This window comes from Paenibacillus sp. sptzw28 (assembly GCF_019550795.1).
Taxonomy (GTDB): Bacteria; Bacillota; Bacilli; order Paenibacillales; family Paenibacillaceae; genus Paenibacillus_Z.
The window spans coordinates 5509836-5524609 of sequence record NZ_CP080545.1 but is presented as its reverse complement, the minus strand read 5'-3'; the positions used below and the strand labels follow the sequence as shown (position 1 = coordinate 5524609).

Annotated in this window: 11 protein-coding genes and 1 pseudogene; 10 read left to right on the top strand and 2 right to left on the bottom strand. The window is 38.6% G+C overall.

The annotated features are described in order from the left end of the window. Positions 1–115 precede the first annotated feature (115 nt). A complete protein-coding gene (locus KZ483_RS25670) occupies positions 116–727 on the top strand; it encodes a TetR/AcrR family transcriptional regulator (protein WP_220350358.1) in 612 nt (203 codons plus the stop codon). Between the two features lie 305 nt (positions 728–1032). Here the strand turns inward: KZ483_RS25670 and KZ483_RS25665 are convergent, their stop codons facing one another. Then, complete coding sequence (locus KZ483_RS25665; protein ID WP_258881427.1) at positions 1033–1245, bottom strand: tyrosine-type recombinase/integrase; 213 nt, start codon at positions 1243–1245, stop codon at positions 1033–1035. On the opposite strand from KZ483_RS25665, the gene KZ483_RS25660 reads away from it, so the two are divergent. Further along, on the top strand, positions 1195–1755 hold the full coding sequence (locus KZ483_RS25660; RefSeq protein WP_258881796.1) for a hypothetical protein: 561 nt from the start codon (positions 1195–1197) through the stop codon (positions 1753–1755). The genes KZ483_RS25665 and KZ483_RS25660 overlap by 51 nt on opposite strands. An 80-nt stretch (positions 1756–1835) precedes the next feature. Further along, positions 1836–2369: a hypothetical protein gene (locus KZ483_RS25655; protein ID WP_220350356.1), complete on the top strand. Its 534-nt coding sequence runs from the start codon at positions 1836–1838 to the stop codon at positions 2367–2369. 224 nt (positions 2370–2593) lie between these two features. Here the strand turns inward: KZ483_RS25655 and radC are convergent. Further along, positions 2594–3080, bottom strand: a pseudogene (radC, locus tag KZ483_RS25650) (DNA repair protein RadC). Between the two features lie 399 nt (positions 3081–3479). Here radC and KZ483_RS25645 point away from each other — a divergent pair. From KZ483_RS25645 to KZ483_RS25615, 7 genes are all read left to right on the top strand, one after another. Continuing rightward, positions 3480–6788 carry a DEAD/DEAH box helicase gene (locus tag KZ483_RS25645; RefSeq protein WP_258881426.1) on the top strand — a complete coding sequence of 1103 codons (3309 nt, stop codon included), beginning with the start codon at positions 3480–3482 and terminating at the stop codon, positions 6786–6788. 111 nt (positions 6789–6899) lie between these two features. Beyond that, positions 6900–7205 (top strand): AAA family ATPase, encoded by a 306-nt coding sequence (locus tag KZ483_RS25640; protein WP_258881425.1) that lies wholly within the window; start codon positions 6900–6902, stop codon positions 7203–7205. Between the two features lie 63 nt (positions 7206–7268). Continuing rightward, positions 7269–8489, top strand: coding sequence for an IS256 family transposase (locus KZ483_RS25635; protein ID WP_220350355.1), 1221 nt, complete (start codon positions 7269–7271; stop codon positions 8487–8489). Positions 8490–8546: 57 nt separating this feature from the next. Next, entirely contained in the window at positions 8547–10271 is a 1725-nt protein-coding gene (locus tag KZ483_RS25630) for an ATP-dependent nuclease (protein WP_258881424.1), read from the top strand. Positions 10272–10275: 4 nt separating this feature from the next. After that, the gene (locus KZ483_RS25625) at positions 10276–12219 is read left to right on the top strand and encodes a UvrD-helicase domain-containing protein (RefSeq protein ID WP_220350354.1); all 1944 of its coding nucleotides are present in this window, start codon (positions 10276–10278) and stop codon (positions 12217–12219) included. Between the two features lie 2 nt (positions 12220–12221). After that, a complete protein-coding gene (locus KZ483_RS25620) occupies positions 12222–12971 on the top strand; it encodes a YfgM family protein (protein ID WP_220350353.1) in 750 nt (249 codons plus the stop codon). A 1083-nt stretch (positions 12972–14054) separates the two neighbouring features. Then, positions 14055–14717 (top strand): NAD(P)H-dependent oxidoreductase, encoded by a 663-nt coding sequence (locus KZ483_RS25615; RefSeq protein ID WP_220350352.1) that lies wholly within the window; start codon positions 14055–14057, stop codon positions 14715–14717. Positions 14718–14774 lie beyond the last annotated feature (57 nt).

Genomic DNA, 14774 nt, shown 5'->3' with positions numbered 1-14774 from the left:
AAACAGCTCACTATGAACTGGATGGCTGATCCGGTGATCAAGATGCTCTCGCCATGATTAAGGAATTGTAGGTTTTAGGGACGCGATTGTTATATGAATGGAGAACTTGCCGGTTATGAGAAAAAGCAAAGCTGAGACAACGGAAACGATACGGAAACTGATAGTTATCGCCAGAACCCATTTTAATTCTAATGGTTATGCGGATACGGCATTGGAATCGATCGTTCATGAAGCGAATTTAACGCGGGGAGCGGTCTATCACCATTTTCGCAACAAGAAAGAACTGTTTCGAATCGTGCTTGAAGATGTCCAACGGGAAGTAGCCGAAAAGGTGGAGCTGGAGGCATCGACAAGCGAAGATGTGTGGCAGCAGCTCTACCTGGGCTGCCGTGCGTTCATTATGGCAGCCGTTGAAGAGCGAAACAGACGTATTATGCTGATTGACGGCCCGGCGATTCTAGGTTGGGATGTTTGGAGAGAAATGGACAAAATCCATTCGATGCGATTATTGAGGGGGCAGCTGGAAATCATGCAGAGCCAGGGATACTTTCGGACGGCTCCCCTTGATGCCTTGACCCATTTTATTTCGGGCGGCTTGAACGAGACGGCTCTTTGGCTTGCCAATGAATCCTCGCGGTCGAATGCGTTGGATGAAGCTATGAAGGTTCTTACCGTATTCTTGGAAGGATTTAAACAAAGTACGTTTCATTCATCCGATGCAAGGTGAACCACCTTGTAGTAGTGAAACCCGGTAACGGCGGGAGAGCGCATCGCTGGCAGCGATGAGGTCAGGGGTTCGATCCCCCTAGGCTCCATAACAAAAAAAGCCTTTAAACACAAGGATTTTCGAGTGTTTAAAGGCTTTATTATATGCCTAGATAATGATGATTTGAGGGCGTGGTCACACGTTTGGTCACAGAGAGTATTTTTTTGAGTTATATCCGAAGAAAATACAATATAACCTTGAGCAAAATAGTCACTGGTTTTCGTATAAATTCAAAATAAGCGCTAACTGTTAAAGTTTTTTTTATTTTAGCCGAATAACATTTCCCCATATTGTGTAGCGGTCTGCTTATGAACAGAAGGCAAAACATGAGAGTACGTATCAAGAGTTACTCTAATGTCGGAATGGCCAAGAATTTCTTTTACCACTTTGGGATTAATATTTTGGGCTAACATGAGTGTAGCGACAGTATGTCTGAGATCGTGGAAGCGGATGCGTGGGACATCTGCTTTCTTGATCAATCTATAGAAGTACGAAGTAAATTTCGAGGCTTAAGGGGTTTGCCTGATTTGGTGCAGATGACCAATCATTGTCCTCATAATATGATCCAGCAGCAAGTTTCCAAAATTGGATACCATACCGTACTTTTAACAATACCAATTGACTTTTATACAGCCGGAGCATTGTTTGAGGCATTGGAAGCTTACTCAAAGGAAATGAAAGCAAAATTTTACCCTAAAAAATGGGAAGATGTTTCTTGGACTGAATTTTGGCTTTTTAAAGACAAGGGGCTTTTAATGTACTTGAAGGACTATCATTATACGAGAGATAATCAAAAATACGTTTATAAAGTGATTGAGGTAAGACTAAATCCAAAGCGACTGTGCAAAAGAAATGAGTACGTACAGGTTAGCGCTTATGAGGATTATCCAGTGATCGTAAAAATGTTTGAAAAATTGCTTGCCCCCCTGAACGTATTTATAAACAGATACGTGCTGCTAAAAGGAATGAGCTTAAAGGCATTAGAATAATTAGTCCGTTCATATTTGATGACATATCGCGATATAAGTTAGACCATATTGACTACTGTATTAATATTCGAACACCATACATGAATTGGTATATGGAACTAATCCGTCGCTCTGACATACCGAAATCTTTTGAATTGGTTCTGAAGGATAATCCGATTACTAAACGAAAAGAGCCGTACAAGAATGCTCTCCATCTTGAAAATAAATCGGTAATAATCAATTTTTATAATAAGAGGTTCCAGATAGCCGAGGTCTTTGGTGATGACTTTCCTGAAGGACATGAGGCCGAGGATATTATCCGTCTCAAAGTGCAGTGTAAAAAAAGGAATGTGAATAACTTAAAGGGTTATTATAGTATCAAAGGCAAATCACTGTTGGATTTTTCTAGTGAAGAACTATCGGAAAAGGTACTACTCTCGTACTATGAGAGAACGGTGGGATACGAGGATTACTATACATTGCAAGAAGCAAGATTTATAATCGGCGAATCCGATTACAAATGGAAGGTTCGACAGCGTATGATTGAGGTTCTCGAATTAATCAATCAAAAAAGGTCTGTTTGGAAAGCTAGAGATGATTATGAAGATGAACAAAGCGATTTAATGAGGCTCTAAAACAAATAAAAAAAACGGGCATAAACCCTGTCACGCTTCCTATTGGTTGGAAGATTCCACAGCTTCCAAACCTTCTAATGTAAATCGACAGTAGCTTATTACCCAATTAGCGATTAATTTATTGTTGAAGCAATTACTCTATAGAGCATTACTTTGTTAGGTTCAAGTGATTTTAGCGGGCAGATGATGAAACTACGTATCCGGAGATACGATATCGTGAATAATCATCCAGATTTTATGGCTATATATATTCCCGAAAAAGACGCATACAACGAAGGCAACTTTAAAAAGCCTTTTTCTTTTAGGCTAACGAAGGTGTTTCCTCCGATTATGAGGTGATCTAGTACTTCTATGCCCACAATTTCGCCTGCTCTCGCCAGCCGGTTTGTAAGAGGGATTAGGGTCTCCGCTCGGATGGTTATGTGCGCATATGAGCGAGGCACTGCAACGTTTAATCGCCGCGCGAAATACTTCCCTTGGATGAACGATTGCAGCGTTGAGAGAGCCTATCGAGATGATTTCTTTAAAGATCACTCTGTTCATTGTATTCAAAAATAAGCAAATGAAATGTTCTTTCGTTGCATACCTGAGTTCAGGTTCAAGTAAGTCAAATGCGTCTTTAGGGCTCCGTATTGTTGTTTGCTCATAAGTTGGAATGGTCAGGTTCTTAGCAAGCCTTAACAGGGCCGTCAACTGACGAGCTTTACCCATGCCGATTCCTTTTATGCTTATGAGTTGCTGCTTAGTTACGTCTATTAGTTGTGCTGTAGTCGGAAACTGGTTGAGTAGTTGCTGGATAGGATAGCTGTCGGGACGTTCGCGTAAACATTCTGAAATCAGTTTTTTCAACTCCTCATTGCGATTGTTCATAAAATCTACCTCCTAATTATATTGACGGGTACAAAAAGGCTGGACAAGTATGAATGTGTCCAGCCTTTTCGTTGCCTCTCGCGAGGACTACCTATCTGTATAGGTATCAGGGGTATAATATGAAAACCTCTTTCTTGATTATTCGAATTTCAATAGTGTAATAGGCTTGTTTTATTGGTTCCAAAAAAGGGAAATGGCGGAAGATGTCGAAAATGTAGTTAATATAGTATATTAGTGTGCTTGGATAAAATTCCGCAATCTTCTCAAAAGGAGTTGGAAAATTTGATAGAACTTACATTACCTGCTCTAGAGCGAGTTCTTCTGAAGGAGAAAGGGAAAAAGAATATCATTAAACAAATTCTTGTTTCGCCAAAGAAAATACAACCGAGATTATTTTCTATTGATTCAAATATGATTGTACTTGAAGACTCAGAACAAAGGTATTGTATTACTAACAAATCCTCAAATAACATCACTCCTTATGATTACGTCATCTTATCAAAGCAGCTACCTACTGAAACTAATATAAATGATGGATCATTAAAATTAGATAAATGGTTAAAACATCCGCGAAGTTCAGAGGCATATGAGACAACTGAAATTATAGAATCGTGGAACGATCAATTTGATTATAAATTAGAAGATATCAGTAAAAACATATATGGTTTAAGAAAACCGCAACTAGGTGCCTTGCATATGATTATGGGACATTTTCAACTTCCGTTGAATATTGCAACGGTTGTAATGCCTACTGGGACTGGAAAAACAGAAACAATGCTCTCAGCTCTAGTCGCTTATAGGTGTAGCAAATTACTAATTACTGTACCTAGTGATTCGTTACGTGAGCAAATATCAGAGAAATTTCTATCCTTAGGGTTGTTGAAAAGATTTGGAGTAGTAGGCGAGTCTGCTCTCTTCCCGATTGTTGGGGTTGTTAAAGAGCATTTTAAAACAGTTGAAGAGTTGCGTCATTTTTTTGAGAAATGCAATGTAGTTGTATCCACAATGCCTTTATTAGCTGACAGTTCTAAAGAACAGCAAGCAGAAATGTCTAAACTAATTTCACATGTATTTATAGATGAGGCGCACCATGTAAAAGCGCAATCGTGGGAAAAATTTCGTTTAAGCTTTAATAATGAAAAGATAGTTTTTTTCACAGCTACTCCATTTAGGAATGATGGGAAAAGATTGGACGGAAAGATTATCTTTAACTTTCCACTTTTAAAAGCCCAAGAAGACGGATATTTTAAAGAGATTGAGTTTATACCCGTAAGAGACTATGACTCAACTAGAGCTGACTTAACAATTGCACAAGCAGCCGTTCACAGATTAGAGGAGGATCATGAAAGGGGTCTTCCACACATATTAATGGCTAGGTGTGCGACTAAAGAGAAAGCGAGTTTAATTTTTGAAATATATAAAAACTTCACGAAGCATAATCCAGTTCTTATTCATTCTACGATTCCGAATAAAAGAGAAATCTATCAGTCCATCATTAATAGAGAACATAAAATTATTGTTTGTGTAGATATGTTGGGAGAAGGCTTTGATTTGCCTGAACTCAAAATAGCTGCTTTTCATGATATTAGAAAAAGTCTTCCAGTAACGTTGCAGTTTACTGGTAGGTTTACAAGAACTAAATATGATGAACAATTAGGGAAGGCCTCATTTATTGCAAATATCGCTGACTTAAATGTTACAGAAGAACTTGTGGAGTTATATGCTAGGGATGCCGATTGGAATAAGATATTGTCTGATATAAGTCATTTGAAAATAGATAATGAAATTAAATATAGGGAGCTAATGGATGGATTCACTAAGTTGAATAGTTCAAAGATCCCTTTTCAAAACATACGTCCTAAGCTCAGTACAGTGGTTTATAAGGGTCACAGGCACACATGGGACCCAAATAATTTTCACAAAGGAATTCAAGCATACAATCAAATTGAGTATAAATTTTTTGACGTTAATAGGAATGAAAATATTGCTATCTTTGTATTTGCAAAGAGCCTATATCCTGATTGGATTAATCATAAAGATATCTATAATTTAAATTGGGATATCATTGTAATGTTTTGGGATGAAAAGAATAGTCTTTTATTTATTAACAGTTCTGATAACGGCAGTTTGTACAAAGACCTGGCAAAAGCAGTAATTGGGAAAGAAGTACAACTGATTAACCACATGAATGTATTTAAAGCTTTACATGGGATTAATCGGATTAGACTTCAAAACGTTGGTCTAAAACTTTTTCTAGGCAGGGATATCAGATTTAGAATGAGTGTAGGCAGCGATGTTGGCGAGGCACTTTCCTTAGCTGAAAGACAAAATGGCCAAAAGGCATTTGTTGTAGGTGCTGGATACGAAAATGGGAACAAGACTAACATTGGATGCTCATATAAGGGAAGAATATGGACGAAGAAAGAAGGAGACTTATTAGAGTTTAAAGAATGGTGCATGAATGTTGGGGAGAAATTGGTGAATAACGAGCTTGATCCGAATATTATTCTGAAAGAAACATTGATCCCTGAAAAAATAATAGATAGACCATATTTATTTCCAGTCTGGATTGAATTAGATTCGGATATCTTGCAATACAATGAAATTAAATACGCCTTCATAATCAACGGTACTGAATATAATTTATCAACATCTGAGATTAGTTTGTTTAAACCAACACAAGATGGAGATTTACTTTTCTCTTTAAATACTGAGGATGGCAATGTGATTTTTAAACTTCATTTATTCGAAGATATTTTGGATAATACTGATGTAAAATTTCCTAATTATAAAATACATCAAGTTAGCAAAGAAAAAGTAGAAGTGATTTATGGGTCAAAGAGAAGAAGCGTAATCGATTTTTTTGATGAGTATCCTCCAACGATTTGGTTCGCAGACGGATCATCACTTACTGGAAATGACTATATTAAATTGAAGAAAAGAATAGGATTATACCCTTCTGAGAAAATCATTACTTTTGATTGGTCAAGGGCCGATTTAAGCAAAGAGTCACAAGGAGTAACACCTAAAATAGCGGACTCTATTCAGTATCAGGTGATAGATTATTTGAAAAATAAGGACTATGAAATTATATATGATGACGATTATAGTGGGGAAATTGCAGACATTATTACAATTAAGGTTCAAGACGATGTGATTTATGTTGAACTTTATCACTTGAAGTTTGCCAAAGGAGGAGTAGTCAGTAATCGCATTGATAATTTTTATGAAGTATGTGGACAGGCTCAAAAGTCGTGCGTGTGGAAGCAAAAAGAAGCGCAGGAATTTATGACGCATTTGTTAAGACGCGAACCAAAAAAGAAAATTGGTGTCGAAAGTTCAAGACTTGAAAAAGGTACTATGGATGATCTGGAGAGAGTTTTAGGCTTTGCAAAGAAGAAGATGCCTATGCAATTTAAGATATATATAGTTCAACCGAGCTTATCCAAAGCTAATCCTTCTGAGGATATCTTGCAATTACTGGGCGTTACTGAGAATTTCTTGAAAGAAACTTCTGGGATTGAGTTGGGGGTAATTTCAAACAAATAATAAAGTTTACTCTCGTTGAAGCGATTCCCTAATGATTTATCTATGCTCAAGAAATGAAGTAGACATTGCGTAACTGGATAATAAAAGTGAACGACAGAAAGGGAAATTGCTATGCAAATTTCAAAGCTGCATTTGATAAACTTCAGAAGTTTTGGTAATGAGGGTACAACAATAACATTGAATAAGCTTTCCGGTTTCGTTGGAGAAAACTCCGCAGGCAAAACTGCCTTAATACATGGTTTAGTTAAACTTTTTGGTGTGACTTCGCACGAACGAACCTTAGAAAAGTCAGATTTTCATATCCCTAAACAAGTCAAAGTAGAAACCATAAAAGAACTACAACTTTCAATTGAAGCCCGGATTGACTTTCCAGAGTTAGTGGACACTAATCAGGTTGCTTTGAGCCGGAGTCTGTAAAATAGATTGTGTAAACTCCTAAACCTATTACAATGGAAGTAGAAGAAAGGTTGGGGAGAACACATGGGATTATGGACGAAACAGCAACTCCGGCAGTTCATCAAGGAGAATAAATTGGTCTCGGCGCAGGATGCACAGAATGCGTTGAAAGAGCTGTTTGCCGAAACGCTGCAGGAGATGCTGGAAGCCGAGATGGATGAACATCTGGGCTATGAGAAGCACGACATGCAGAACAAGCAGACGACCAACAGTCGTAATGGCAAGAGTAAGAAAACCATCGTAAGCGAGTACGGTGATCAGGAGATCGCCGTTCCCCGTGACCGGCAAGGGGAATTTGAACCCCTGGTGGTGAAGAAGCACCAGTCTAATGTGACCGGCATTGAAGATCAGATTATTGCCCTTTATGCCAAAGGTGTCAGCACGCGTGAGATTCAGGATCATCTGCAAAATCTGTATGGGATTGAGGTCTCTCCCACCTTTATTTCTAACGTGACCAACAAGATCATTCCCTTGATTAAAGAATGGCAGAACCGGCCGCTCCAAGGCGTGTACGCGGTTGTCTTCCTGGATGCCATACACTTCAAGGTGAAGCAAGATGGTGCCATTGTCAATAAAGCCGCCTACATGGTAATCGGCATCGACCTGGATGGCAACAAGGATGTACTGGGCATGTGGATTGGTGAGCATGAATCCGCCAAGTTCTGGCTTAATGTTCTAAACGACCTGAAGAACCGGGGCGTGCATGATATCCTTATCATCTGTGTCGATAATCTGACCGGCTTCAGCCAAGCCATTCAGGCTTGTTACGCGAAAACGGATATTCAGAAGTGTATCATCCACCAGATCCGCAACTCCACCCGTTACGTCTCTTACAAGGATCTGAAGAAGGTAACAGCTGACCTGAAGCCGATTTACAAAGCAGCGACGGAAGAAATGGCACTCGTCGAACTCGATCGCTTCGAGGAAACCTGGGGGAATAAGTACCCGCTCATCATTCGCTCTTGGCGCAATAACTGGGATGAGCTGGCCACCTTCTTCAAGTACCCACCCGAAATCCGCAAGCTCATTTACACCACCAACATCATCGAGAGTTACCACCGCCAACTTCGCAAAGTGACGAAGGGAAAAAGCATCTTCCCGACGGATGAATCCTTGTTGAAAATGCTTTATCTGGCCACCATGGATGTTACGCGTAAATGGACAGGCCGCGTTCAAAACTGGGGTCAAATGCTGCTGCAGCTCTCCGTTTTCTATCCGGACCGCATCGGACAGCATCTGCGATAAAATTTCCCCCTCGGGGGAAAGCACGAAAAGAGTTTACACAAAAGATTTGACAGACCCTTGAGCCGAGCTAGTATTCCTCCATTTATAAATCAACTCGTTGTTCGTGCTACTGCTGAAGCACCTTATCTACGTGTTAGATTAATTGCAAAGTGGACTGCTGATAATACTCCTGAAGGCGAAATCGAACAGAAGTTATATTTTGTTACTGTAGCTGAAGGTATTGATGAAACAGAAGAGGATCTAATTCCAGTTACTCCTCATCAACGATCAACAATACAAGTCATATATGTTCCTGCAGTAAGAGAGCCATCTGCGCAACTAAGAAATGCATCGGGCACAATACTTTGGAGGATTTTGAATAATATTTCTTGGCCGGAAGACATAAATGACTCCATTAAAACAAAAATGGAACCTGTAAATGAATTATTTGACGGCATTGATGGGGTTTCGCAAATAAGAAGTGTCATCGGAGAGGAATGGAAAAAATACCACAAGGATGCTCGTTATCAAGATGCAAAATTACAATTTAGCAGTTCTACATTGGCTTCTATTCTTAAGAAAATTGAAGTGTCTTTTTCTCCAACACATGATCTAGGCGAATATAGCGTAGAAAAACTGGGGGATGGCCTTCGATCTCTATTTTATCTTTCGTTGGTGTCGTCCTTACTTGAAGCAGAAATAAAAGTTACTGGGAAATCGGGTGCTTCTCTTACTGTTCTCGCAGTAGAAGAGCCGGAGAATCACATATCTCCTCATCTTCTGGGACGAATAATGGAGAACCTAAGGGATATTTCTAATAAGTCAAATGCTCAGGTTGTTTTAACTTCACACAGCGCTTCAATTATTAAACGGATCGATCCAGAAAAATTAACTCACTTGAGAATTGATCAGATGAGTTGTACAACAATAGTAAAGAAAGTGATTTTGCCTAGTAAGACATCAGATGCTTATACATACATTAAGGAAGCTGTAAGGGCATACCCTGAAATTTATTTTTCAAGATTGGTAATTTTGGGTGAGGGGGATTCAGAAGAGATCGTAATTCCCAGAATACTTACAGCTAATGGAATACATCCTGATGATAATGGAATATCGATTGTCCCTCTGGGGGGGAGACATGTTAACCATATGTGGAAATTACTTAATGAGCTGAGTATTCCACATATCACCTTATTAGATTTAGATCGTGAACGAGGCGGTGGCGGTTGGAGCAGAATTAAGTATGCAATTAAACAGTTATTACTCAACGGTCGCAGCCGCGAAGAATTATTAAAAGTTTGGTATGGACAAAGAGAAGAAATCCTTTCTGATGACCAAATAGAAGAAATGGATGAATATTCAATGACTCCTGATTGGGTAGAAAATTCGATGAATAAATTATGGCTTCATAGACTGATGGAAGATAAATATAATGTCTTCTACTCAGCACCTTTAGACTTAGATTTTCTTATGCTCGAAACATTTCCTTATGCCTATAAGGAAACAGTACCTAGAGGGCCCAGCATTCCTGATCGTACCCAGCATCCAGATAAATATGCAGATAAAATTAAAGGCGGCATTATTGCGGCATTAAAGAATGAGAAGGCAACAGGTTATACATATACAGAAGAACAACATGAACTTATGGTTTGGTACAATACGCTATTTCTTGGGCGAAGTAAACCGAGCACACACATTGAAGCTCTGATAGAATTGGACGATGATGATTTAATAATGTTCATTCCTGATAATTTTTGTAGGTTAGTTACGAGAGTAAAAGAAATACTCCAAAAGGAAGTTTAAGACCATGTCATATATTAAACTAGATAACTGGAGTCCATCTGAAGGAATTACACTAGAACCAGCAGCAGAGATTGCAGTTAAATCTGAACTTAATAATCTTATTTTAGCAGGGCCAGGAGCGGGGAAAACTGAGCTGTTAGCACAACGTGCTTGCTTTTTATTACAAACAAATTTATGCCCAAATCCGCAAAAAATCTTGGCTATTAGTTTTAAGAAAGACGCGGCGGAAAACTTAAAAAAAAGGGTAGAATTGCGGTGCGGAAAAGAACTAGCTGCAAGGTTCGAATCAAGGACGTTTGATTCGTTTTCTAAACAATTATTAGATCACTTTAGATTAGGTCTACCAGATGCTTATCGTCCAACAAAACACTATAATATTGTAATTTCAAATAGGGATATTCGAGAAATAGCTACTGGTTATATCATTGAGCGCCATCCTAATCAGCCTAATTGGCAGCACGAGATTAACTTTAATCTTTTATACAGACGCTTAACCGAGGACGTTCTTCCAATCTATGATAATGGAGAAGATATCTATACGTGGATTTTGGTAAGACTTTGGAATGTTATGATTCATGGAAGGAATGGGTTTCCAAGTTCGTTGACGTTTCCTATGATTTCAAAACTTGCTGATTATTTGCTCAAACTAAATCCATTGATCAAAAAGGCGCTTCAGGTTACATATAGTCACGTTTTTTTGGATGAATTTCAAGACACGACTTATCTTCAATATGAATTAGTAAAAACAATTTTCTTAGAATCTTCGACAATATTATCGAGTGTAGGGGATGATAAACAGAGAATCATGGGGTGGGCCGGCGCACTTTCCGATTCTTTTGAACAGTTTAAATATGATTTTAATGCCATTCAAATAGAGTTAACACATAATCATAGGTCTGCTCCAAGATTAATCGAAATTCAAAATGTTATGGCAAAGATTATAAATGAAAATGCTACGGATGCCACGGTTTCCAGCAAACATCGTGATCTAGAGGGGATGTGCGAGGTTTGGGATTTTCAGACTCATTTAGACGAAGCTATTTATGTAGCATCAAATATAGCAAAAAGAATCCGGCAAGAAAATGTTACTCCGCGAGAGATTTGTATAATTGTAAAGCAACAAGAACATATCTATGCCCGGAATGTAATTGAGGAGTTAGGAAAGCACGGCGTTCAGACTCGAATTGAAAAAGAATATCAAGATTTGCTTGCAGAAGAATGCGTACAGCTAGTTATTGATTTTCTTGCACTAGCTACAACAGGAACGAACCACGATTCATGGGTACGAATATCAGAAATTTTGTCTTTTATACAAGGTTTTGATCCAGAGCATGATCATGCAAAAATATTAATAAAGGAATCGGAACTAGATGAACTTATCCAACAGATAAGACTTGAATTCCTTCAAGTGGCCAATGACGAAAATAACTGTAAAAAAAAGATTGAAAGAATTATTAAGGGTATTTTTTCCTTTATAGAGACGGAAAAGTATTTTCGTCTGTACCCTAAGTATGCTAGTGGTGTATTCTTCACAGAATTAATCGATAATACAATTGGGAAACTTACGACAGCTTATTTAAAATATTTAAACTGGGGTGACGCTATATCTGATTTTGTAGGGTTGTTTAGTGTACCTATAATGACAATCCATAAGAGCAAGGGATTAGAATATGATACTGTAATATTTCTGGGGTTAGAAGACGATGCATTTTGGAGTTTTCAAACACATCGAGCAGCCGATATGTGTGCATTCTTTGTTGTATTGTCCAGAGCAAAGCAACAATGTTTTTTTACCTTTAGTGCTTCAAGAGAAATACTGCGTTTTGGGGATGTTCAACTGCGACCTCAATTCAATCAAAACATTTCTTCACTATATCAAATATTACAGAATGCAAATGTTGATGTTAGACACATTGCAGAAATAAATTCGGCGGCAGATTGGAGTTAATAATGAAAATTTGGGGTGTTGATTTGTCAGTCATCATTATTGCATTGGTGACGGCATATATAGGTTATCAATTTAATCATCGTTCCAAAAAAAGAGAAGCATTTCTAAAAGAGTTAAGTTCAAGCTACAACGAAATCTATTCCCCAATGTTTGAGCAATTGTCACTTATTGTAGCAACTGAAGAGAAGAGCGAGAAATTAAAGTTGATTGATACTTTTGTTCAGGAGTATGCGGGTAAGGATTCAAAAATTCGATTAATAGCTTCATCGTTTATATTGGACTACTTTCATAATCTTAGGAGAGTTTACTTTAAGTACAAAGAAGAGGAGAGTAGAGTCAATGAACTGGAACTGTTAGAGAAAATAAATGGGCTTTACCCTATGATTGAAGATGAATACTGGAATGCTCATGATACTATTTATGAGGATCACAAGCAATTTATCAGTGATACATTTAACAATCCCTTCTTTGTTGTACTATCAAGTATATTTAAAATTGTTTACCACTTGTCAGTATTTGTATTTTGGATAAGTGCGGTTATTTTTTATTTTACCATTGCACGTTTAATTGTTCCTCTTGAATGGGTGCCCCAATGGTGGAACATCACTTATGCGCTTTTATTAGTTCTTGTGTCAATCACTTTTTTTGGGATAATGATGATGTTTAAAGAAATGCTGATAAAGAAAAATAGAAGAAAAAGTAGAATTTCAAAGAACTTGAAGAAAAAAATCAAAAGAATTTTTGCTAGATAAGTGAGCAATTAAAAAGGCGTTTTGGTCACACCTTTTCATTTTCGAGCGCCGCGGCACATTCGAACGTAGAAATTCAAAATAGAAAAAGCCTTATCCCACAAGGCTTTCTTCCGCTATTCCCTTTACGTACAAATCCCCATCTCTCCACTGGCAGTGTGGGGATCAGGAGTCGGATCCCCTTATAGCAACTTTACGAAGGATTCATCGCAAAGATGGAATGAATATTTCCCTCGGGATCGCCGAAGTGCCATATTTTATTAGCCCTAACTTCTCTTGACGTATATAAGTAAACCGTTCGGATGTTCTTCAGAGCCTTGGTCTCGATATGTATGTCTCGCGAGCCGCCAATAAAACCACCATATAATTTAATTATTACTTCACCTGAACTATTGGTCCGTAAAGAGTAACCTTTATAACGAGTAATCTCATCTTTAAATGTACCATGGAAATCAAGGTGTTTCCTGATACCTTTACTTCATTTTCCGTAATGTCAGTCGCGGCGATGGGTATTCTAAAAAACCATAGCATGAAAAGTACAAACAGGGTCATCGCCAGACTTAGTAGAATCCTCGCTTTTTTCGTTTTTATTGGAATTCATAGGTCCATTGCTTTTCCAAAGTCTACTCCCCTCAACTGCCGCGCAATCCTGCCCTGGGATATGCACTGAATTGTCGTTCTTCGTTAGCGTCATAATTCTCCTTGTTGTTCCTTCTTCATTTCTTCCTCCTTTTGTTTGAAGTACCTATCCGTGGCTTCCTTTACCAAATCACGCCCAGGTAATTTTGAGTTAATTCTAAGAAGGATTATAATAATTATTAGAAGTAAAATAACGATTATAAAATGCACCTGAACCACCTCCGCCGATGAAAAAATGTAATTTATTAATCAAAACTCATTGCGCTTCCGGCTACGGGTATAAGTTCTTGTCCAGTTCTGTTAGGTTGCTTTTGTGCAATTATTTAGTGAAATTAATATATTGATTCAGTGGTGCGCATTTACTTACTAATCTAAAGTATATAGAATATACTTGAATATGGAAATAAAATTGCCGTTCATCGGGCTATAAAAATGAGGAGTGGGAAAATGGACAAAGAACAAATATTGGCGGCCTACCGATTCAGACACGCGTGTAAAGAATTTGACAGTACCAAAAAAATAAGCGATGACGATTTCGAATTTATTCTTGAAACCGGAAGGCTGTCGCCCAGTTCGTTCGGCTTTGAGCCCTGGCAGTTCATCGTGCTTCAAAATCCTCAGCTCCGCGAGCAGTTGATTCCTTACGCCGAGGGAGCAAGAAAGCAGCTCCCGACCTGCAGCCACTACATCATTATGCTGTCGAGGAAGAAATCGGAGATGGTGGCCGATTCCGAATACACCCGGATGATTATGAACAATGTGAAAGGTATGCCGGAAGAAACGGTCAAGTACCTAACCGCCTTTTACAACAATTTTCTGCAAACAGATTTTGCGCTCATCGACAATGAGAGGGCGATGTTTGAGTGGGCGAGCAGACAGACCTACATTGCACTGGGCAACATGATGACCGCAGCCGCGCAGATCGGCATTGACTCCTGTCCGATCGAAGGGTTCAACAAGGAAGGTCTAGAGCGGATTTTGGCCGAGAACGGCCTGATCGATCTGAACCGTCTGGGTGTCTCATGTATGGTTGCATTTGGTTATCGTTTGCAGGAGCCACGTCCCAAGACAAGACGTCCAATCGATCAAGTTGTCCAATGGGTTGATTAAATATAATAGTTCTCCCCCAATAGAAGTACGTTACAATTAGAGTAGGTATTGACGTAG

Bases quoted from the DNA above. Each gene is read 5' to 3' on its own strand.
- KZ483_RS25670 (WP_220350358.1), top strand. From the start codon at position 116: ATGAGAAAAAGCAAAGCTGAGACAACGGAAACGATACGGAAACTGATA.
- KZ483_RS25660 (WP_258881796.1), top strand. From the start codon at position 1,195: ATGTCTGAGATCGTGGAAGCGGATGCGTGGGACATCTGCTTTCTTGAT.
- KZ483_RS25655 (WP_220350356.1), top strand. From the start codon at position 1,836: ATGAATTGGTATATGGAACTAATCCGTCGCTCTGACATACCGAAATCT.
- KZ483_RS25640 (WP_258881425.1), top strand. From the start codon at position 6,900: ATGCAAATTTCAAAGCTGCATTTGATAAACTTCAGAAGTTTTGGTAAT.
- KZ483_RS25635 (WP_220350355.1), top strand. From the start codon at position 7,269: ATGGGATTATGGACGAAACAGCAACTCCGGCAGTTCATCAAGGAGAAT.
- KZ483_RS25625 (WP_220350354.1), top strand. From the start codon at position 10,276: ATGTCATATATTAAACTAGATAACTGGAGTCCATCTGAAGGAATTACA.
- KZ483_RS25620 (WP_220350353.1), top strand. From the start codon at position 12,222: ATGAAAATTTGGGGTGTTGATTTGTCAGTCATCATTATTGCATTGGTG.
- KZ483_RS25615 (WP_220350352.1), top strand. From the start codon at position 14,055: ATGGACAAAGAACAAATATTGGCGGCCTACCGATTCAGACACGCGTGT.